Annotated in this window: 17 protein-coding genes; 15 read left to right on the forward strand and 2 right to left on the reverse strand. The window is 56.8% G+C overall.

Translation table 11 applies throughout. From position 1 onward, the window contains the following. Positions 1 to 168: 168 nt before the first annotated feature. Positions 169 to 1,721 (reverse strand): IS3 family transposase gene (locus tag ACYZT2_RS25305; protein WP_461968326.1). Its coding sequence is split into 2 segments (ribosomal slippage): positions 169 to 1,259 and positions 1,259 to 1,721, totalling 1,554 coding nucleotides; the frame shifts between segments, so codons are not numbered across the junction. Positions 1,722 to 1,888: 167 nt separating this feature from the next. Between ACYZT2_RS25305 and ACYZT2_RS25310 the strand changes: the two genes are divergently transcribed. From ACYZT2_RS25310 to ACYZT2_RS25365, 12 genes are all read left to right on the forward strand, one after another. After that, positions 1,889 to 2,809 (forward strand): restriction endonuclease, encoded by a 921-nt coding sequence (locus tag ACYZT2_RS25310; protein WP_461968328.1) that lies wholly within the window; start codon positions 1,889 to 1,891, stop codon positions 2,807 to 2,809. Between the two features lie 164 nt (positions 2,810 to 2,973). Further along, positions 2,974 to 3,555 carry a DarT ssDNA thymidine ADP-ribosyltransferase family protein gene (locus ACYZT2_RS25315; RefSeq protein WP_461968330.1) on the forward strand — a complete coding sequence of 194 codons (582 nt, stop codon included), beginning with the start codon at positions 2,974 to 2,976 and terminating at the stop codon, positions 3,553 to 3,555. Continuing rightward, positions 3,552 to 4,196 carry a type II toxin-antitoxin system toxin DNA ADP-ribosyl transferase DarT gene (gene darT, locus ACYZT2_RS25320; RefSeq protein ID WP_461968332.1) on the forward strand — a complete coding sequence of 215 codons (645 nt, stop codon included), beginning with the start codon at positions 3,552 to 3,554 and terminating at the stop codon, positions 4,194 to 4,196. Before ACYZT2_RS25315 ends, darT begins: the two co-directional genes overlap by 4 nt. Beyond that, positions 4,193 to 5,284: a type II toxin-antitoxin system antitoxin DNA ADP-ribosyl glycohydrolase DarG gene (gene darG / locus ACYZT2_RS25325; protein WP_461968334.1), complete on the forward strand. Its 1,092-nt coding sequence runs from the start codon at positions 4,193 to 4,195 to the stop codon at positions 5,282 to 5,284. Before darT ends, darG begins: the two co-directional genes overlap by 4 nt. 434 nt (positions 5,285 to 5,718) lie before the next feature. Beyond that, a complete protein-coding gene (locus ACYZT2_RS25330; RefSeq protein ID WP_461968336.1) occupies positions 5,719 to 6,864 on the forward strand; it encodes a Fic family protein in 1,146 nt (381 codons plus the stop codon). Positions 6,865 to 7,216: 352 nt separating this feature from the next. Next, positions 7,217 to 7,957, forward strand: coding sequence for an SDR family NAD(P)-dependent oxidoreductase (locus ACYZT2_RS25335; RefSeq protein ID WP_461968338.1), 741 nt, complete (start codon positions 7,217 to 7,219; stop codon positions 7,955 to 7,957). A 4-nt stretch (positions 7,958 to 7,961) separates the two neighbouring features. Continuing rightward, positions 7,962 to 9,161, forward strand: coding sequence for a hypothetical protein (locus tag ACYZT2_RS25340; RefSeq protein WP_461968340.1), 1,200 nt, complete (start codon positions 7,962 to 7,964; stop codon positions 9,159 to 9,161). Beyond that, positions 9,161 to 10,399, forward strand: a complete 1,239-nt coding sequence (locus tag ACYZT2_RS25345) for a hypothetical protein (RefSeq protein ID WP_461968342.1) — start codon at positions 9,161 to 9,163, stop codon at positions 10,397 to 10,399. Before ACYZT2_RS25340 ends, ACYZT2_RS25345 begins: the two co-directional genes overlap by 1 nt. 3 nt (positions 10,400 to 10,402) lie before the next feature. Next, positions 10,403 to 11,026: a 2OG-Fe(II) oxygenase gene (locus ACYZT2_RS25350; protein WP_305447061.1), complete on the forward strand. Its 624-nt coding sequence runs from the start codon at positions 10,403 to 10,405 to the stop codon at positions 11,024 to 11,026. A 64-nt stretch (positions 11,027 to 11,090) separates the two neighbouring features. Then, positions 11,091 to 11,990, forward strand: a complete 900-nt coding sequence (locus ACYZT2_RS25355) for a DMT family transporter (RefSeq protein WP_310660370.1) — start codon at positions 11,091 to 11,093, stop codon at positions 11,988 to 11,990. A 92-nt stretch (positions 11,991 to 12,082) separates the two neighbouring features. Next, the gene (locus ACYZT2_RS25360) at positions 12,083 to 12,865 is read left to right on the forward strand and encodes a methyltransferase domain-containing protein (protein ID WP_461968345.1); all 783 of its coding nucleotides are present in this window, start codon (positions 12,083 to 12,085) and stop codon (positions 12,863 to 12,865) included. A gap of 66 nt (positions 12,866 to 12,931) precedes the next feature. Next, positions 12,932 to 13,246, forward strand: coding sequence for a hypothetical protein (locus ACYZT2_RS25365; protein ID WP_461968347.1), 315 nt, complete (start codon positions 12,932 to 12,934; stop codon positions 13,244 to 13,246). Positions 13,247 to 13,277: 31 nt separating this feature from the next. Here ACYZT2_RS25365 and ACYZT2_RS25370 read toward each other — a convergent pair whose 3' ends face one another. Further along, entirely contained in the window at positions 13,278 to 14,708 is a 1,431-nt protein-coding gene (locus ACYZT2_RS25370; protein WP_461968349.1) for an aminotransferase-like domain-containing protein, read from the reverse strand. Positions 14,709 to 15,073: 365 nt separating this feature from the next. Here ACYZT2_RS25370 and ACYZT2_RS25375 point away from each other — a divergent pair, with 365 nt between their 5' ends. From ACYZT2_RS25375 to dxs, 3 genes are all read left to right on the forward strand, one after another. After that, entirely contained in the window at positions 15,074 to 15,316 is a 243-nt protein-coding gene (locus ACYZT2_RS25375) for an exodeoxyribonuclease VII small subunit (RefSeq protein ID WP_007894317.1), read from the forward strand. Further along, positions 15,313 to 16,200, forward strand: coding sequence for a (2E,6E)-farnesyl diphosphate synthase (gene ispA / locus ACYZT2_RS25380; protein WP_461968351.1), 888 nt, complete (start codon positions 15,313 to 15,315; stop codon positions 16,198 to 16,200). The genes ACYZT2_RS25375 and ispA overlap by 4 nt, the downstream gene beginning before the upstream one ends. A gap of 91 nt (positions 16,201 to 16,291) precedes the next feature. Next, positions 16,292 to 18,190 carry a 1-deoxy-D-xylulose-5-phosphate synthase gene (gene dxs, locus ACYZT2_RS25385; RefSeq protein ID WP_461968353.1) on the forward strand — a complete coding sequence of 633 codons (1,899 nt, stop codon included), beginning with the start codon at positions 16,292 to 16,294 and terminating at the stop codon, positions 18,188 to 18,190. The last annotated feature ends 29 nt before the right edge of the window (positions 18,191 to 18,219 follow it).

Here is an 18,219-nt window from a genome sequence, read left to right on the forward strand (position 1 = left end):
CAGAGCGCGCGTATGCCAGACGGCGGAATTTATTGCGCAGGGATGTTCTGTAAGACAAAACCCTGTGCCGGTAAATCATTCAGCACACGACTGATCCGAGACACAGAGGCTTACGCTTTCTCGGCGCCAGCGGCGTTTTTCAAGGTACTTGTCGCGTCAACCGTCCTACTATGCCGCTCTTTTCTCGGCCTGCTGCTCCCGATCCGGGTTCAGCATCACCGTGCCGATCGGTTCCCAGTTACGCGTCCGACCTGACCAGCGCTCCGGGGTTTTCTCCTTGGCTCGTTTGTACAGCTCATGGCGCTGCGCCAGGATCTGATGGTCCAGTCCTCGATGCCGCTCAGCCGGTGTGACGAAGCGGATGCGGCTATGCCGGTGCTCGTTGTTGTACCAACGCATGAAATCCCTCACCCAGGCCCGTGCGGCGTCCAAACTGGCAAAACCATTCACTGGCCATTGCGGGCAATATTTCAGCGTTCTAAACAGCGACTCCGAGTAGGGATTATCATTGCTCACACGCGGGCGACCGCGGGACGGCGTGATGCCCAGGTCGTACATCTTGCTCAACAGCGTCACCGATTTCATCGGCGCTCCGTTGTCCGAGTGCAGTACCAGCGGCTCGCGTAAACACTGCTCGCTGATCACGCTGTGCAGCAGCAGGGCCGCCGCCTTTTCGCCGCTTTCTTCTTCGTAAACCTCCCACCCCACCGCCTTGCGGCTATAAATGTCTTCGATCAAATACAGGTAGTAATACTTGCCGCGTATCGGCGACGCCATATACGTGATGTCCCAGGACCACACCTGGTTGGGCGCGTTGGCGGCATGCGTCGTCGGAGCCGCGTGCCGTCTGGGCCGCTGGCTACGGCCACGGTGCTGCTGCTGGCCTGCCGCACGCAGGACGCGATAAAACGTGGACTCCGACGCCAGATAACGCGCCTCGTCAGCCAGACGCGGAACGATCTGACTCGGCGGCAGATGGGCGTATGCCGGGCTATTGCACAGCGTCACGATGACTTGCCGTTCGATCTCGCTCAAGGCATTACGCGGCGTAGGCCGCACGGTAGTCGTGCGGGCATCGGCTTGAACATCTTCAGTCTCGGTCCAGCGCTGCAAGGTCCTGAGCGAGAGCCCGATTTCCTGACACGCCATGTTTTTTCGGGCCCCGGCCATGATCGCTTCGATCAACCAGGCCACCAGTAACTGCCGTTGCGGCAAAGAGGTTAGCTGTCCTCGTTGTCGATCCCCCAGTAGTCGTTGAGCTTTTTTCGCAGCACCAACAACGCGGCGGTTTCAGCCAGCGCCTTGTCTTTGCGGCGTAGTTCTCGCTCAAGTTCCTGGATACGTTTCTTGTCCTTGCGAGACTGTTCGCGGTCAACCTTTTGTTGGTTCTGAACGCCCTGCTGCCCCGTGATACAGGCTTGACGCCAAGCGCTGACGTGTTCGGGGTACAGACCTTTTCGTCGGCAATACTCACCCAGTTCGAGCTGCGACAGACCGGCGGTTTCGAGGACTACAGCGAACCGGGCTTCAGCAGACCAGGTCTGCGGGAGTGACTTGTCTTCAGGCACTGTGCTTCCTTCAGAACTGACCTTCTTGCGCCAGTTGGACAAAGACATTTCGCTGACCCCTTCGCGGCGGGAAACCTCGGCCATCGACAGGTTCAGCGGGGGAAGCAGCATCTTGAGTAATGCGGCTCTGCGTTCAGGTGAATAATACGGCACGGCCAGTCTCTTTCCGCCCCCGATATGCTTTTTCAGGAAAAACCGGAGAGGCGACAACTATCCTGACACCGGGGGCCAGCACCTACTCTTGGAGGCATGCTGAGCGACCGCTAATTTATACTCGCCCGTCGATCAGCACAAAAACACCACCAGCACAGGGATGCGCCATGTCCGTTCCAACCTACGATCAGTTCATCGAACCCATCCTACGTTTTCTTGCCACCAAACCCGATGGTGCACCCGCTCGGGATGCCCATGAGGCGGCGGCAAAAATGTTGCAATTGACCGTAGAGCAGCGTGAAGAACTGATCGCCAGTGGGCAGACGACCTATAAGAACAGAGCGGGCTGGGCGCACGATCGACTCAAGCGTGCCGGCCTTTCCAGCAGCGCCAAACGCGGATATTGGAAATTGACTGACGCGGGTGCGGCCTACGCCAAGGAACATCCAGCCCCTCTGCCGGCCAATGAAGTGGAGCATTTAGCCATTGGCTATATGAATGTGAAGCTGAAGGTTGCCCCCGACGCCGCCCCGCTTGATGACGAAACGCCTGTTGAACCTGACGTAACCTCCGCCACCGCAAGCCCGGATGATCGACTTGAACAAGCGCTCCAGGAATTGCGCGACGCCACGGCGACTGACCTTTTGGATAATTTGTTGCAGGTCAGTCCCAACCGCTTTGAAGTGATCGTGCTGGATGTGCTTCATCGCCTGGGATACGGCGCCAGTCGCAATGACCTGCAGCGTGTCGGCGGCTCTGGGGATGCCGGCATCGATGGCATCATTTCGCTCGACAAGCTGGGATTGGAAAAGGTTTACGTTCAAGCCAAACGCTGGCAGAACACGGTGGGGCGCCCTGAGCTGCAGGCTTTCTATGGTGCACTCGCCGGACAAAAAGCCAAACGCGGGGTGTTCATCACAACCTCTGGGTTCACGGCAAACGCTGTCGACTTCGCTAAATCGGTGGACGGCATTGTATTAGTGGATGGCACCCGGCTGGTGCATCTGATGATGGATCATGAGGTGGGCGTTACATCACGATTATTGCGGTTGCCGGCGTTGGATCGCGATTACTTTGATGAGGAGTGAGGGTTAGTTTTTTGGCAAATAGGCCAATCCCCCCTAATGTTTGTGGCTTTAGGTGATAGCACACTAGAATCATGACTACGTTCTACTCAGAAGATCGCTGCTAACACGAACAAGGAGTAGGACTGAAGCCAGCTTAGACAGATGTGCAGGTCAAGGAGACCATCATGCCGGACGCCAGAAATATCAAGGAACAAAAGCTTCTCTACCACCTCACTTCGATTGAAAACCTGGATGGCATTTTTCAGGAAGGTCTGAAACCTCGCGCCGATCTCACTGATTTCAAAGACGTAGCAGACAGTGAAATCCTGAAAAAGCGTCAAGCCCTAAAACTTGACCGCTACGTACCCTTTCATTGGTTTGCTGCAAATCCATTTGATGGAAGCGTGCAACGCCATAGACCCGATGCCAAATTCGTCCTGATCTCGGTTTACAGATCAATTGCGAAACAAAACGGCTGGAAAGTTATTCCGTGCCATCCACTGGCTAGTGATTCAATCCAGTTACTCGATTACGACGAGGGTTTCGAAACCATCGAGTGGGAGGTCATGAACACCCGCGAATACCAGGACGCTCATTGCAAGAGCATCTGCATGGCGGAATGCCTAGCGCCTGGCGTTGTTAAACCCAACGTCTTCTTCAAAGTTTTCACTCCTAACGAGGAAGTTGAAGCACTCTGCGCGGCTAAAATGCGCGAGGCCGGTGTTACTGTACTCACCGGCGTGAATCAGAGAATGTTTTATCAATGAATTACAGCAGACTGAATCCAGAGAAGGCTCTGATTTGGCGTATCGTCCACCGCGATAACCTGCCCTGGATTCTGGACAACGGTCTGCATTGCGCAAACTCGGATGTGCAGGCACCGCAGTACGTGAATATTGGCAATACCGAGTTGATCGACAAGCGCCGATCTCGCCCTGTGCTCATTGCTCCGGGAGGGGTATTGGCCGACTACGTACCCTTCTATTTCACCCCTTTCTCTGTGATGATAAAAAACATTCACTCCGGGTGGAGTGTTCAGCAGCGCAGCAACGACGAGATCGTGATTCTGGTCTCAAGCCTGTACCGCGTCGAACAGCTTGGCCTACCGTTTGTCTTCACAAACGCACATGCCTACCCGGATTGGACAGACTATTACAGCGATCTGGCGAATCTCGGCGAGATCGATTGGTCTATCCTTCAGCGACGCGACTTCAAACGTGATCCTGATGACCCTCGAAAAATGGAGCGTTATCAAGCCGAAGCGCTGATTCACCATCACCTACCGATTACAGGACTCCTTGGCATCATGTGCTACACCGATGCAATGAAAGAACGCATAGAACAAGACGTCGCCGCCAGAGGCCTGACGTTGTCCGTTCATGCGCGTCCGGGATGGTATTTCCAATGATCAGATTTACCCAAGGCAACCTTCTGGAAGCCAACACCGAAGCCCTCGTCAACACGGTGAATACCGTGGGTGTGATGGGCAAAGGTATCGCGCTGATGTTTAAAGAGCGCTTCGCGGAGAACTACCGTCTGTATTCGGCGGCCTGCAAGGCTGGCGAGGTAGAGACAGGCAAGGTTCACGTAACGGCAGTCAACGAACTGGAAGGTCCTCGCTGGATCGTAAATTTCCCTACCAAACGTCACTGGCGATCACCGTCGCAGATGGCATGGATAACGGAAGGCTTACACGATCTGCGTCGCTTTTTGATTGAAAACCATGTGAAGTCCGTAGCGGTTCCACCGCTAGGTGCGGGTAATGGTGGTTTGAAATGGCCAGAAGTTCGCGAACAGATTGTTGAAGTCTTAAGTGATCTGGATGTAGATGTGCTGGTGTTCGAACCTTCCAATCGGTATTTGAATGTCGCCAAACGTAGCGGCGTGGAAGAACTCACACCTGCTCGCGCACTCATTGCTGAATTGGTTCGACGCTACTGGGTTCTGGGCATGGAATGCAGCCTGCTCGAGATTCAGAAGCTCGCCTGGTTCCTTGAACGCGCCATAGAAAAGCTGCCGGACACCGAAAATCCGCTGAATCTTAAGTTTGTTGCTCATAAATATGGACCGTATGCCAATCGGTTGGAGCATCTGCTCAATAATCTAGATGGCAGCTATCTGCATTGCGACAAACGGATTAGTGATGCGGGGATTAGTGACGTGATCTGGTTTGACGAAGACCGCAAAGCCTTTCTGCAAACCTATCTCAAAACAGAGGCCAAGGCGTATTCCCAAGCCCTGGAGCATACCGCCGAGTTGATCGATGGCTTCGAGTCACCCTTCGGCATGGAATTGTTGGCAACAGTCGATTGGTTGCTGAGTCAGGAAGAGGTTTCCCCGACTGTTCCTGCCGTGCGCGAAGCATTGAAGCATTGGGATGGCGGAGCCGGTGCTGCCGCTCGCAAAAGCAGGCTGTTCGACGATCAAGCGCTTGATATTGCGCTCAAACGGCTGACTACCAATAGTTTCAGGCCTGAGATGGCGAAGACTTTATAAAAACGACAAGTTATTGATTTTCAAATACCTATGCCGATGTAGGAGCCAGGCTTGCCGGCGAAGGCGCCCTTAAGAGCGCCTTCGCCGGCAAGCCTGGCTCCTACGAAAAGCGGTTTACTCGCTTAACTACTGGCATTGATCACAATGCCGGCTTTTCAATTGCCTGAAAAATACATTCCTGAATATGCTTTGACCGATTGACCAGTAGCCAGGCCGACCACCCCACTACAGCAGTTCTCTTCCATTTAGTATCCAGGCCTTTGCAAATGGAGTCGAGTCCATACCTCGATGTTGCGTGATTCAGTCACAGCCGCACGTGAGGCGACATGCTGTCCGACAACTGGACGGTGAGCCGAATAGACGTCATATTCGGCTCACTATATGAGCCGAATAGCATTTTTAATCGGCTCACTCATTCCAAGAGCACCGACTCCATGGCACATCACTGGATCTGGCAGCAGCCTGATTGGCCGAATTTCCAATGGCAAGCCGAGCGCTTGACGCTACTTTTGCGCGACTGCGTTCAGGCGCAGGGCCGGTTGATGGGTATGGCCAGTTCGGCAGGCAGTTCGTTAAGCGCGCAAAGTGAACTGGATGCGCTGTTGCAGAACATCGTGACCTCGTCGGCGATTGAGGGCGAACAGTTGAATATCGGCTCGGTTCGTTCGTCGTTGGCGCGACGACTGGGGCTGGAACAGGTTGATGGCGATAAAGTTAACCAGCGCAGCGAAGGCTTGGCGCAATTGATGCTCGACGCCACCCGGCTTTTCGCTGAACCACTGACATTGGTGCGATTGCTGGATTGGCATAAATGGCTGTTTCCCGAGCAAGACACTGATCTTGCCGCCCGGTCGATCCGTGTCGGTGCCCTGCGCGGCGACGAGCCCATGCAAGTGGTTTCGGGGCGACTCGACAGGCCAATTGTTCACTTCGAGGCACCGCCTCGCCTTGGTCTTGAACGACAACTCAATACCTTCCTGAGCTGGTTTGAAGCCAGCCGAAATCAGCTTGATCTGGACCCTTTGCTGCGGGCCGGCGTCGCGCATTTCTGGTTCGTGACGTTGCATCCTTTCGACGATGGCAACGGTCGCCTGACGCGAACGATCACTGATCTGGCCCTGGCTCAAGGTGAGGCTCAGGCCATCCGTTTCTACGCCATGTCGGCGAGTATTCTGGATGATCGTTCAGGCTATTACCGAGTGCTGGAGACCAGTCAGAAAGCCACGCTGGATATCACCGAGTGGCTGGAGTGGTTCCTGCAAACCTTGTTGCGCAGTTTGCAGCAGGCCATGACGCGGATTGAGTCTGTACTGTGCAAGGCGCGTTTCTGGCAGGCGCACCGGGAATCTGAACTGTCGGCCGAGCAGACCAAAGTACTGAATCGCTTGCTCGATGGTGGGGAACGTGGTTTCGATAATGGCATTAGCGCCGCTCAATACCAGGCAGTGGCAAAAGTTTCCAAAGCCACCGCGACCCGTCATCTGACCGAACTGTTGGAAAAGGGCTGCCTGAACCGCCTGTCCGGTGGTGGGCGTAGCACTCGGTACCAGATCCGTTATCCCGATGACGTGACAGATTGAGTCCGATTTTTCGAAAATAATCTGATCCGATTTATTTGCCTATGCCCATGTCACCGTTATCGAATAACGGCTTCTATTACCCGAGCCAGGCCTGCTAAAGCGCCCCCTCGTTCCTCCCCCTAGCGAACCCTCTCGTCAGGCATCGATCTGTCCGCGCCCCCCGCCAGCGCTCAATCGTGAACAGACACGCCTCCAACTGTCATGGTCGCGCAACGATACAGTTCGTTGCCCATGCCCGTCGCCGTACCGGTACATCCCTCGCCAAGCTCCCTAATCTGCAGGTCTTCATCAGGCACCCACGCCTCAGTTCGCCAATTGCCGATAAAAAATGCAATAAAAAAAGGAGCTTCAATTGAACACTGATGAAACAGTGGTTGTCACCGGAGTGACATCGGGTATTGGTTTGGCCTGTGCCAGGAAGTTGATCAAGCAGGGAAACAAGGTAGTTGGGATCGGGCGCAGAACCGAGCGCCTCAATGCATTGGCCGATGAACTGGGTGAACGCTTTTATCCCCTAAGCTGTGATGTTCGTGATATCGACTCACTCAACACACAGTTGAAACAACTTCCCGATGCATTTACCGCCTTTAGCAAACTCATCAATAGCGCCGGCTTACTTCAGGGACAAGGGACATTACTGGAAGTCTCGGATGCTCAAATATCCACCATGCTGGAGACCAATGTTCACGGCTTGATCAATGTCACTCGGGCGGTATTACCCACGCTGATAGAAAGCGGGCGCGGGCACATTATCAACCTGACCTCGATTGGCGCTCATTATCACTACGCCGGGGGCCATGTCTATGCGGCATCCAAGGCCTTTGTCGACCACTTTGGACAATGCCTGCGCACCGAACTGGTGGGCGCGCGGGTCCGGTTGACCAACATCGCACCGGGTAAAACCCGCTCAGAATTCGCCCTGGTTCAATTTGCCGGCGATCAAGCCAGAGCCGACCGCGTGTACAGCACCCTGACGCCGCTTGAGCCGATGGATGTTGCCGACTCGATCCTCTGGGCCCTGCATCAGCCCAAACACGTCAATATTAATCTTATTGAACTAATGCCTGCTGATCAGGAACTTTCGTACCGGTGATCCCATGAGCCAATCTCTCGCCCATTACTACGTCAGAAACAAACTCACCCACAAGTTGATCAGCAAGCGTGTGCTGTCACCTATTTCACTTTCCCAGCAGCCACCGGCTGATTTGGTACAGGCACTTTGCATTGAAAGCGAAGTGTCAAAGTTGTCAGCGGTTTATGCCCAGTTCCAACACTCGGACGATGGCCAGACGGGCCTTCCTCGTTACATGCCGTTTTATCGTTTCATTCAATCAAAATTTCCCGGCTTTCAATGGCAGGTTCGTTCCACTCAGGGCAAGAAAACCTTGATTCTGGACAAGCCGTACATCAACCAAAGCCGTCCTTCGCTATTGAATTTGCTGCTGTGTGCCATCAACGACAACACCGCCACGACCCCGGCCCTGAAAGTGCGGTACCCCGCCATGCGTGACCTGCCGGACGAATTGGTGGTGGATCTTGAGCAGGCCTTTGAGCGCTTGTCATTTACCCAATCAGCGCCCCACTTTGTAGCGCGCTTTGCCCAGGCCCTGGCCAAGGGACTGGCCGGTGAAACCATTACCCTGGTCTCTCCGGTGTGCCCTGATTACGGCTACGAAAACAAGAATGGCCGCCTGCGTTATACCTTCGAGCATCTGGGCGAAGGCATCGGGCTGGTGGCCGGACGTGTGGTCAAGACTCTGCCTGACCTGCAAGCAGTGCTGAAAAAGCACGGCATCGATGCACGGATCGCCGTCGCGGCCGGGGATTTTGAAGGGTTTGACGCCAGTACCCTGAACCGTCTCAAGGAAACACGCGAAGGCTTCGCTCACAAATTGCGAATCAGCCAGCAAAAAATCCTGGACGTTCTCGGCCCTGACGCCGAGTCGATCATGATCGCCGAAGCCGCCGGTGGCGAGGACTGCTGGCATGCACTGACGGCCGAAGCACAACAGCGCCTGGCACATCAGGACAATGGCTGCATCGTTGAGGACGATCTCGACTATGCCTCCATCTTCAGTGCACGACTGCCGCTCTATCAGGCGTGGCACCAGCAGCGCAGCAACGAAGAGCTGATGCAGATTCTGTATGCACAGGGTGCGGAGTATGCGGCCATCGGCAAGGTGTTTGCCCAGCAGTGGACCAACCCCATTGTTATCGGTGCGGATCACAATCGCATGCAACCCTTCTATTGGCTGTACAGCACCATTCCTGTCCTTTACTTGACCAGGGTTTACTGATGAACGCCCGTGAAAGTGCAGGTCAATGCACTCTCTACTGTCAGTACGGGCCACAGGGCGATGTCCGTGCCAGCTATGCCCATCTGCCCTTTCAGGGTTTCTGGACCTGGCTGACCGGCAAGGGACAGGCACTTGCACCCGAGGCGTTAAAGAGCGCAGTGAATGAGAGCGGCGAGCGCTTTCTGGTGGCTCATTTGCTGTTCACCTGGGGAGTGATGATCGCTTTGGTGATGCTTGGCCACTCCGTTCTGGAAGGGGCTTTTGCCACGGGTACGTCAGTGGTGCTGGTGCTGGTGGGCTGGGTCCTGATGGTCAACCGATTGCGCAGTATGCAAGCCACTTTCCACTACCTGACCCACGGTGCGGTGCTCAAGGACAAGGCTCGGGCGCAGCGCTATGCCAGGCTCTTTCTGACCACGCCGCTGCTGTATCAGGATTGGGACACCTATAACCAGAGCCATGTACGCGAACACCACAATATCCATGTGTTGTGCTCCGACACCGATCCCGACCAGCGCTTCATCCGTGAGCAAGGGTTCTACCCGGGGATGCCTGAACCGGTCTATTGGTGGCGAGTCTGCTGCACGCCCTTTCGCCCCGTTTACCTGATGCGCCAATGGCGTGGAACGCTGCTTGACAGCTTCGTTCGTCTTGACCGTCGTGAAGCACTGTTTCGCGGCTGCTTCTGGGGCGTATTGCTGACGCTACTGTGGGCGACAGGCGGGTTGCAAGCCTTTGGCTTGATGTATGTGATCCCGCGCGCCGTGCTGTTTGAGCATTCCATGTGGTTGCAATTGTTTACCGAGCACCTGTGGTTCTATCACCGGGACGCCCGGAGCACCGAGAAAAGCCACTATGGCCGACTGACCTGGGGTCGTTTCCAGGGCCGTACACCGCCAGAGCGCGGGGTCATCGCACAGGCCGCCTGGGTGCTGAAGTGCGCGCTCTACGATCTGCCGGTGCGCTTGTATGTGTACCCGCAAGACTTGCCCAACCACGACGCACACCACCGTCGCCCCAACGTGCATTACCGGCATATTGCCAATTATCGCGCCAGCGTCGAGCAACAGCCTTCCCCTTATGGTCCGTTCCTCGAAGTCTGGGGGTTCATGGCGGGGCTGTACTTGATTCGCGACCATTTGTGCCGAGGGGTAGTCGAGCCGTTTACCCCTCGGGAACCTGCTTCTCTCAATACCCCAAACAGCCTGTACCCAACGTCCACCTCTCAAGGAGTCTGAGCAATGCAAGAGACGATTCAAGCTGCGAACCATGAACTGAAGAACAACGCCTACGCCTCCCTCAAAGCCTCACAGCTGTTTTCTCAAGAAGAGCTGGAGTACATGGAAGCGGCGTGCCAGGTCATCCCCAAAACCATCATCGAAATCGGCGATGTGGGCGAAGAAAACTTTCTCGCGGTGGGACGTTTCATGGAGGATCAAAAAGGCCAGTTACCCGTGTATCGCAATGATCCTTACGGACAACGCGTGGTGGAAATCCTGTCTTCGGGTAAAAGTCGTGAGTTCTTCAACGGCATCATGGAAGCCGAGTGTTTTATCCGTCGCTGCCAGTCCAATCTGCTGGAAGCCGGCAACTTCATCGGCAAACACATCGATACCTACAGCAATCTGGAATATCGCTACTCCGTGGTGATCCAGTTCGGCAAACAATACGAAGGCGGCGAGTTTTTTATCGAGCATGAAGGCCGCGAATCGCAATTTAAAACCGGCTACGCCGATGTGCTGATCAATCGCTGCGAGATTCCCCACGGCGTACGCAAGGTGGAGAGCGGCACACGCTCCTCCCTGGTGTTTTTCCTGAGCACCAGCCCGTTGGACAAACCCAACCTCAACAACAAACAGATCTGATCGGCGTGTACGTCCACCCCCGCAGGGTGGACGCTCGACCGACGAAGCCAGAAGGAAACGTCCCATGACGCAAACCAACGTAGCCAGCTTTCAAGAAACAAAGAATCAAGACCTGCAAGCCTATTTCCTGGGCCTCATTTCGGTCGCGGCCTTTGCCATGACCTTACCGGCGGCAAAAATGCTCGCTGGCGACCTGAGTGCCCTGCAAGTCGGGTTCTTTCGGTCGGTGTTGGCTGCGTTTGCGGCAATTCCCTTTTTGCTTATCGGTCGGGCAAAGTTTCCCAATCGCTCGCAAATCAAGCGGATGTTGCTGACCTCCACGGGGATTGTTTACGGCTTTCCGATCCTCACCGCGCTGGGCATGCAATATGTGCCGGTCAGCCATGGCGGCGTGGTACTCGCTGCACTACCGCTGTCCACAGCGATCTTCGGCACGCTCATCACAGGCACTCGTCCGTCCAAAATGTTCTGGGCGGTTTCAAGCTTGGGCTTCTTGGTAGTGATGGCCTACACCGTCATCAAGTCGGACGTTTCAGACATCTACATCGGCGACCTGGCGCTGCTGGGCGCCGTACTGCTGGCCGGTTTTGGCTACGCTCAGGGCGGTGCGCTTTCCAAAGAACTGCCAGGTTGGCAGGTCATGTGCTGGACCCTGGTCATCAGCCTGCCTGTGTTGCTCCCCGTCAGCCTCTGGCTCTATGACGCCCAGACTATCGCCAACTTGCCTGGACAAGGCGTCGCCGCCCTGTTGTTCCTGGCCCTGATCAACTCCCTGCTGGGTTTCTTCTCCTGGAACCGCGCCTTGGCCCTGGGTGGCATCCAGCGCATCAGCCAGCTGCAGTTGCTGCAACCGTTCTTCACTTTTGCCTTTTCGATCATCTTGATGGGCGAGTCCTGGAACTGGCTGACCCCGGCCGTTTGCGCCATCGTCATCGTGCTGGTCTGGCTGTCCAAGCGCATCTGAACAGGACCGCGCGCTGGCTAACCAGCGCGCTCCTGCAGGTATCCCATGTCCGAGCAGTTACAGCATCTCCACACCCAGATGGAAACCCGCCCATGACTTCTTCGAGCTTTTTTCGCCCCACCTCTGAGCTGCAACAATGGGACGCCTCGCAGTATGAAAACAACGCCCGTTTCGTCGCTCATCTGGCCAATGGCGTGGTGGAACTGTTGGCCCTCACTCCCGGCGAGCGGGTCTTGGACATCGGTTGTGGCGACGGCTACCTGAGCGAGCAATTGGCTCGGCAAGGCGCTGACGTGGTGGGTTTCGACTACAGCCCGGAACGGGTGAAAGCCGCACGTTTGCGCGGCCTGGATGTGAGATTGGGGAATGCCGAGGAGCTGATCTTTCACCAAGAGTTCGACGCGGTGTTCAGCAACGCTGCCATGCACTGGATGCGACGTGCCGATCAAGTCGCCCATGGGACCTTTATGGCACTCAAACCCGGTGGGCGTTTCGTCGGTGAATTCGCCGGTGCCGAGAATACCTTACTGATCCGTCACGCGATTCATGGTGCCCTCGAGCGTAGATCCGTCGATGCACAAGACATTGACCCCTGGTACCTGCCCACCGCCGGTGAATACCAACAGGTGCTGGAAAACGCCGGGTTTCACGTCAGCTTCATCAGCTGGTTTGAACGACCGGTAGTGCTGGATTACCCCATTGCCCAATGGATACAAACCTTTGGCAGCCCTTACCTGACGGTGCTCCCAGTTGAGGACCACGCGGGTTTTCTGGAAGAGGTGACGGAGGAGCTGACCAATGACCTGCTGAACGCCGACGGCCGATGGAGGGTGGACTACACACGCTTGCGTTTCAGAGCGCAGAAAAAGTCATAACTGTCTGAAAAAGAGAAGTATCAGCAGATGGCGGGCGATGTTTGCCGTCGAACTGGGAATAACGATATGTCTATGAAAACCAATGGATTAGCGCTTAAGTCTTTTTACGCCGACGCCCAGGTATGGTCGAGCCAGGACGGTAAACCGCTGTACTGGATCGATGACATCAGCCTGGCCGTCAACGGCTCGGAAATCGTCGAGGATTCGCTCATTCAAGCACTGCACGATAATGACGAAGTCCAGATCCTCAATGGCGTCATCTACTCCTATGCAGACCTGGGTGAAGTGGCCACTCTGGTGGAGTACTTCAGAAGCTGGCAGCAAAATCGGGAGTCGATGCACCGCCCTCCCTTCACCCGTGAAACGCCACCGGGCAGCTAGATCGACTGTCATCAGGCTGACCCGGGACATCTCAAACGCCGTGTTCAGTGACTCGGCGGGCTGTTTCGCTGCAGGTCTGAGACTCGATGAAACGCTTGAACTGGATGTCATTGCAGTGGCTGACGTTCAGGCGGATGTACTGATCGTAGTCCCGGGTGTTGCTGAACAACGACCCTGGAGCCAGAAAGATGCGGGCGTCATGGGCCCGTTCAATCAGACGGCGAATATCCACGTGCGCGGGGAAACGTGCCCACAGAAACAAGCCATCCACGCCGGGTTCGTCAAACACCACGCCGACCTTGCCCAGCCACTCCCGCGCCCGGACACGCTCCTGCATCACCCGCTGACGCAGGGCATCCAGATGGTGTTGATAGCGCCCGGACTCCAGGGTGTACGTCACGATGGTTTCGTCCAGGGATGAGCCGCACAACAAGTTATACATCTTCTGCTCCACCAGACGCTCGACAAAGGCCGGTGGTGCCGCCACATACCCAAGGCGCAGGGCAGGACTGAGCACCTTGCTGAAACCGCTGATGTAAAACGTGCGATTCAACCCATCCAGGCTGGCCAGTCGAAGCGTTTGCCTGGCAGACAACGAGCCGAAAATATCGTCTTCAACAATATGAAAATCATATTTCTCGGCCAGCGAAAGAATCTTGAACCCATTGGCCGGGGATGTATTGCCGCCAGTGGGGTTGTGGATCAGGGTCTGGGTCAGAAACAGTTTTGGCCGGTACTTGATCAGCATGGCCTCCATGGCCTCCAGGTCCGGGCCATCCCCCAATCGTGGCACCGTGATGATGTTGAAATCCCGCCCCTTGATCAGCTTCAACTGCAGCAACAAGTAGCTTGGGTCCTCGACCAGCAGGTAATCACCCGGTCTGAGCATGACATTACGTATCAGCGAGAACGCATGGGTAGCGCCCACCGTCACCACAATCTGGCTGCTGGAGGCATTGATATGAACCTCTCGCAACTTGCGCGCAATCACCGAGCGCAACGCCTGGCTCCCCGCTGCGGGCGCCGGAACGCTGCAAGACAGCGTGTTACGAATCAACCGTCCAGTCACAGAAACAGGCACAGCTTCAGCCAGCCAGGACGGAGGAAAGTAACCTGAACTGACGGGAATATCGTATTGGGAAGGGTCCAGCGCGCGGTACAGAAACCCCGCATGCAGGCTGGACGGCGGGATCAACTCGTCCAGGTCCTTGAGGGGTCCCGCTGGATTGGTCGCCAGAATAAAGTAACCGGCCCCGGGTCGGGACTCGATGATGTGCTGCGCCACGAGGTCCTCGTAAGCGCTGCTCACCGTAAAGTTACTGACGCCCAGTTGTTTGGACAGCGCCCTGACCGATGGCAACCTGCTGCCTTGAACCCATTGAAAAGATTCAATGCGGCTAATAATCGCGCTTCGGATCTGGTCCACCAACAGCGTCTTACTGCTGCGATCTATCTCGAACATCTCATTCCCTTAATGAAACCACCGCCATCATGGCCTTCCTGATGCCTGGCAAAGCGCAGGCCGGTGATCGACAGGCCATCGCGCAAACACTCGCGTGCGAGACAGAACCCTGGAATTTTGTAAGCAAAGTTTACGCCAGCGCTCAAAAAATGCCTCGCCTATTCCACCTTCTGCGGCAATCCTGATGCTCGTCGATTTATCTCATCACTGCCGAGATTTTTTGTCTGCACCTGGCAACGGTCGAGCGTTAACCTACCAGAGCCGGTCATTGTGTCAGCACCTCCGTTACAATTACCGCCTATTTGCCCCAACTCCCTCTCTCTGCTAGTGTCGCGCCGGTTTAACGTCAACCGGAAATAGCCGCCATGGCCCGCAAAAAAGCTGCACTGGATTTCGAACAATCCCTCGCTGACCTGCAAACGCTGGTGGAGCGTCTGGAGAACGGCGAATTGTCGCTGGAAGACTCGCTGACCGCTTTCGAGCAGGGCATCGGTCTGACCCGCGATTGCCAGGCGGCGCTGGCTCAGGCCGAGCAGAAGGTTCAAGTGCTGCTCGAACGTGATGGCGAGCTGGCCGAGGAACCCTTCGACGCGGATCAGCCAGAATGATTGCGGCGTATTCGGCGACCAGCCAGGCCCGCGTCAATGCTGCACTGGAAACCCTGTTCAGCCCGCCGGGGCCTGAGCTTGCCCGTCTCTACGAAGCCATGCGCTACAGCGTGATGAACGGCGGTAAACGTGTTCGTCCGCTGCTGGCTTACGCCGCGTGCGAAGCGCTGGGCGGCAAGGCCGAGCAAGCCAACGGCGCGGCCTGCGCGGTTGAGCTGATCCACGCTTATTCGCTGGTACATGACGATTTGCCGGCCATGGACGACGACGATCTGCGTCGCGGCCAGCCAACTACGCATAAAAAATTCGACGAAGCTTGCGCGATCCTCGCCGGTGACGGTTTGCAGAGCCTGGCCTTCAGCGCTCTGCTCGACCCGCGCCTGAGCAATTGCGACGCCGAAACCCGCCTGCAGATGGTCAGCGCCCTGGCGTTGGCGGCTGGTCCGGCGGGCATGGTCGGCGGGCAAGCCATCGACCTCGGCTCGGTGGGCCTGAAGCTCGATCAAAAAGCCCTTGAGTACATGCATCGGCACAAGACCGGCGCGTTGATCGAAGTCAGCGTCAAGCTCGGCGCCCTGGCCAGCGGTAATGCCGCGAAGGACGAACTGAAGTCCCTGCAGAGTTATGCACAGGCCATTGGCTTGGCATTTCAGGTGCAGGACGACATTCTCGACGTCGAAAGCGATACCGAAACCCTCGGCAAACGCCAGGGCGCCGACATCGCACGCGACAAGCCGACCTACCCGGCCCTGCTCGGTCTCGACGCTGCCAAGGCCTACGCCCTGGAACTGCGCGATCAAGCCTTGCATGCGCTGCGACCGTTTGACGCGGCGGCCGAGCCGTTGCGCGATCTGGCCCGGTACATCGTCGATCGCCGCAGCTGACGGCGTATCCGCCAAAAAAAACCAACGCGTGGGCAGGGGGCGATGCATCAGGTAAACTGCCGCATCTTTTATACCTATAACGATTCGCCTGATGCCCACGACGTTTCATGAGATTCCCCGCAAGCGCCCGACCACGCCCCTGCTCGACCGTGCCAACACGCCGGACGGCCTGCGCCGGTTAGGCGAAGCCGAGCTGGAAACCCTGGCTGATGAGTTGCGCCTGGAATTGCTCTACACGGTCGGTCAGACCGGCGGGCATTTCGGTGCCGGCCTGGGCGTCATCGAGCTGACCATCGCGTTGCATTACGTCTTCGACACCCCGGACGACCGGCTGGTGTGGGACGTCGGTCATCAGGCCTATCCGCACAAGATCCTCACCGGTCGTCGCGAGCGCATGGGCACCCTGCGCCAGAAGGACGGCGTTGCCGCCTTCCCGCGTCGTTCCGAGAGCGAGTACGACACCTTTGGCGTCGGCCACTCCAGCACGTCGATTAGCGCAGCGCTGGGCATGGCCATTGCCGCCCGCCTGCAACACAGTGATCGCAAGGCGATTGCAGTGATCGGCGACGGCGCACTGACTGCCGGCATGGCTTTCGAGGCGCTGAACCATGCGCCAGAAGTGGACGCCAACATGCTGGTGATCCTCAACGACAACGACATGTCGATCTCGCGCAACGTCGGCGGGCTGTCGAACTATCTGGCGAAAATCCTTTCCAGCCGCACTTACGCGAGCATGCGCGAAGGCAGCAAAAAGGTTCTGTCGCGCCTGCCTGGCGCTTGGGAAATCGCCCGTCGCACCGAAGAATACGCCAAAGGCATGCTGGTCCCCGGCACGCTGTTCGAAGAGCTGGGCTGGAATTACATCGGCCCGATCGATGGCCACGACCTGCCGACCCTGGTTGCCACCCTGCGCAACATGCGCGATCTGAAAGGCCCGCAATTCCTGCACGTGGTCACCAAGAAAGGCAAAGGCTTCGCGCCGGCGGAAGTCGACCCGATCGGTTACCACGCCATCACCAAACTCGAACCTGTGGATGCGCCAGCCGCCGCGCCGAAGAAGGCCGGTGGGCCGAAGTATTCCGGTGTGTTCGGTGAATGGCTGTGCGACATGGCCGCAGTCGATCCGCGTCTGGTCGGGATTACCCCGGCGATGAAGGAAGGCTCCGATCTGGTGGCCTTCAGCGAACGCTTCCCGCAGCGTTATTTCGACGTGGCGATTGCCGAGCAACACGCCGTGACCTTCGCCGCCGGCATGGCCTGCGAAGGCGCGAAACCGGTGGTGGCGATCTATTCGACCTTCCTGCAACGCGCTTACGATCAGCTTGTGCATGATGTGGCGGTACAAAACCTCGACGTATTGTTCGCCATCGACCGTGCTGGCCTGGTGGGCGAAGATGGCCCGACGCACGCGGGTAGCTTCGACCTGTCGTTCCTGCGTTGCATCCCCGGCATGCTGGTGATGACCCCGAGCGACGAAAACGAACTGCGCAAAATGCTCAGCACCGGCCATCTGTACAACGGCCCGGCGGCGGTGCGTTATCCGCGCGGCACCGGCCCGAATGCGCCGATCGCGAAAGACCTCGAACCGGTTGAAATCGGCAAGGGTGTCGTCCGCCGTCAGGGCAGCAAAGTCGCCCTGCTGGTGTTCGGCGTGCAATTGACCGAGGCACTGAAAGTCGCCGAGAAGCTGGAGGCGACCGTGGTCGACATGCGTTTCGTCAAACCGCTCGACGAAGCACTGGTTCGCGAAATCGCTGGCAGCCACGAACTGCTGGTGACTGTCGAAGAGAACGCAATCATGGGCGGTGCCGGTGGCGCGATCAGCGAGTTCCTCGCCCGCGAGAACATCCTCAAGTCAGTGCTGCACCTGGGCTTGCCGGATGCCTATGTGGAGCATGCCAAGCCTGCGCAAATGCTGGCTGAATGCGGACTGGATGAAGCAGGGATCGAAGAAGCGGTGCGTCAGCGCCTGCAGCTGCTGAATATCTAATCCTCTGGCTACATGTAAAACCCCTGTGG

This window comes from Pseudomonas sp. MDT1-85 (assembly GCF_054898065.1).

What these genes read in the sequence shown, in the direction of transcription:
- ACYZT2_RS25370 (WP_461968349.1), bottom strand. Translation starts at nt 14,708, where the DNA reads ATGTTCGAGATAGATCGCAGCAGTAAGACGCTGTTGGTGGACCAGATC.
- ACYZT2_RS25340 (WP_461968340.1), top strand. Translation starts at nt 7,962, where the DNA reads ATGAGCCAATCTCTCGCCCATTACTACGTCAGAAACAAACTCACCCAC.
- ACYZT2_RS25310 (WP_461968328.1), top strand. Translation starts at nt 1,889, where the DNA reads ATGTCCGTTCCAACCTACGATCAGTTCATCGAACCCATCCTACGTTTT.
- ACYZT2_RS25355 (WP_310660370.1), top strand. Translation starts at nt 11,091, where the DNA reads ATGACGCAAACCAACGTAGCCAGCTTTCAAGAAACAAAGAATCAAGAC.
- darT (WP_461968332.1), top strand. Translation starts at nt 3,552, where the DNA reads ATGAATTACAGCAGACTGAATCCAGAGAAGGCTCTGATTTGGCGTATC.
- ACYZT2_RS25375 (WP_007894317.1), top strand. Translation starts at nt 15,074, where the DNA reads ATGGCCCGCAAAAAAGCTGCACTGGATTTCGAACAATCCCTCGCTGAC.
- ACYZT2_RS25330 (WP_461968336.1), top strand. Translation starts at nt 5,719, where the DNA reads ATGGCACATCACTGGATCTGGCAGCAGCCTGATTGGCCGAATTTCCAA.
- ACYZT2_RS25360 (WP_461968345.1), top strand. Translation starts at nt 12,083, where the DNA reads ATGACTTCTTCGAGCTTTTTTCGCCCCACCTCTGAGCTGCAACAATGG.
- dxs (WP_461968353.1), top strand. Translation starts at nt 16,292, where the DNA reads ATGCCCACGACGTTTCATGAGATTCCCCGCAAGCGCCCGACCACGCCC.
- ACYZT2_RS25350 (WP_305447061.1), top strand. Translation starts at nt 10,403, where the DNA reads ATGCAAGAGACGATTCAAGCTGCGAACCATGAACTGAAGAACAACGCC.
- darG (WP_461968334.1), top strand. Translation starts at nt 4,193, where the DNA reads ATGATCAGATTTACCCAAGGCAACCTTCTGGAAGCCAACACCGAAGCC.
- ispA (WP_461968351.1), top strand. Translation starts at nt 15,313, where the DNA reads ATGATTGCGGCGTATTCGGCGACCAGCCAGGCCCGCGTCAATGCTGCA.
- ACYZT2_RS25315 (WP_461968330.1), top strand. Translation starts at nt 2,974, where the DNA reads ATGCCGGACGCCAGAAATATCAAGGAACAAAAGCTTCTCTACCACCTC.
- ACYZT2_RS25365 (WP_461968347.1), top strand. Translation starts at nt 12,932, where the DNA reads ATGTCTATGAAAACCAATGGATTAGCGCTTAAGTCTTTTTACGCCGAC.
- ACYZT2_RS25345 (WP_461968342.1), top strand. Translation starts at nt 9,161, where the DNA reads ATGAACGCCCGTGAAAGTGCAGGTCAATGCACTCTCTACTGTCAGTAC.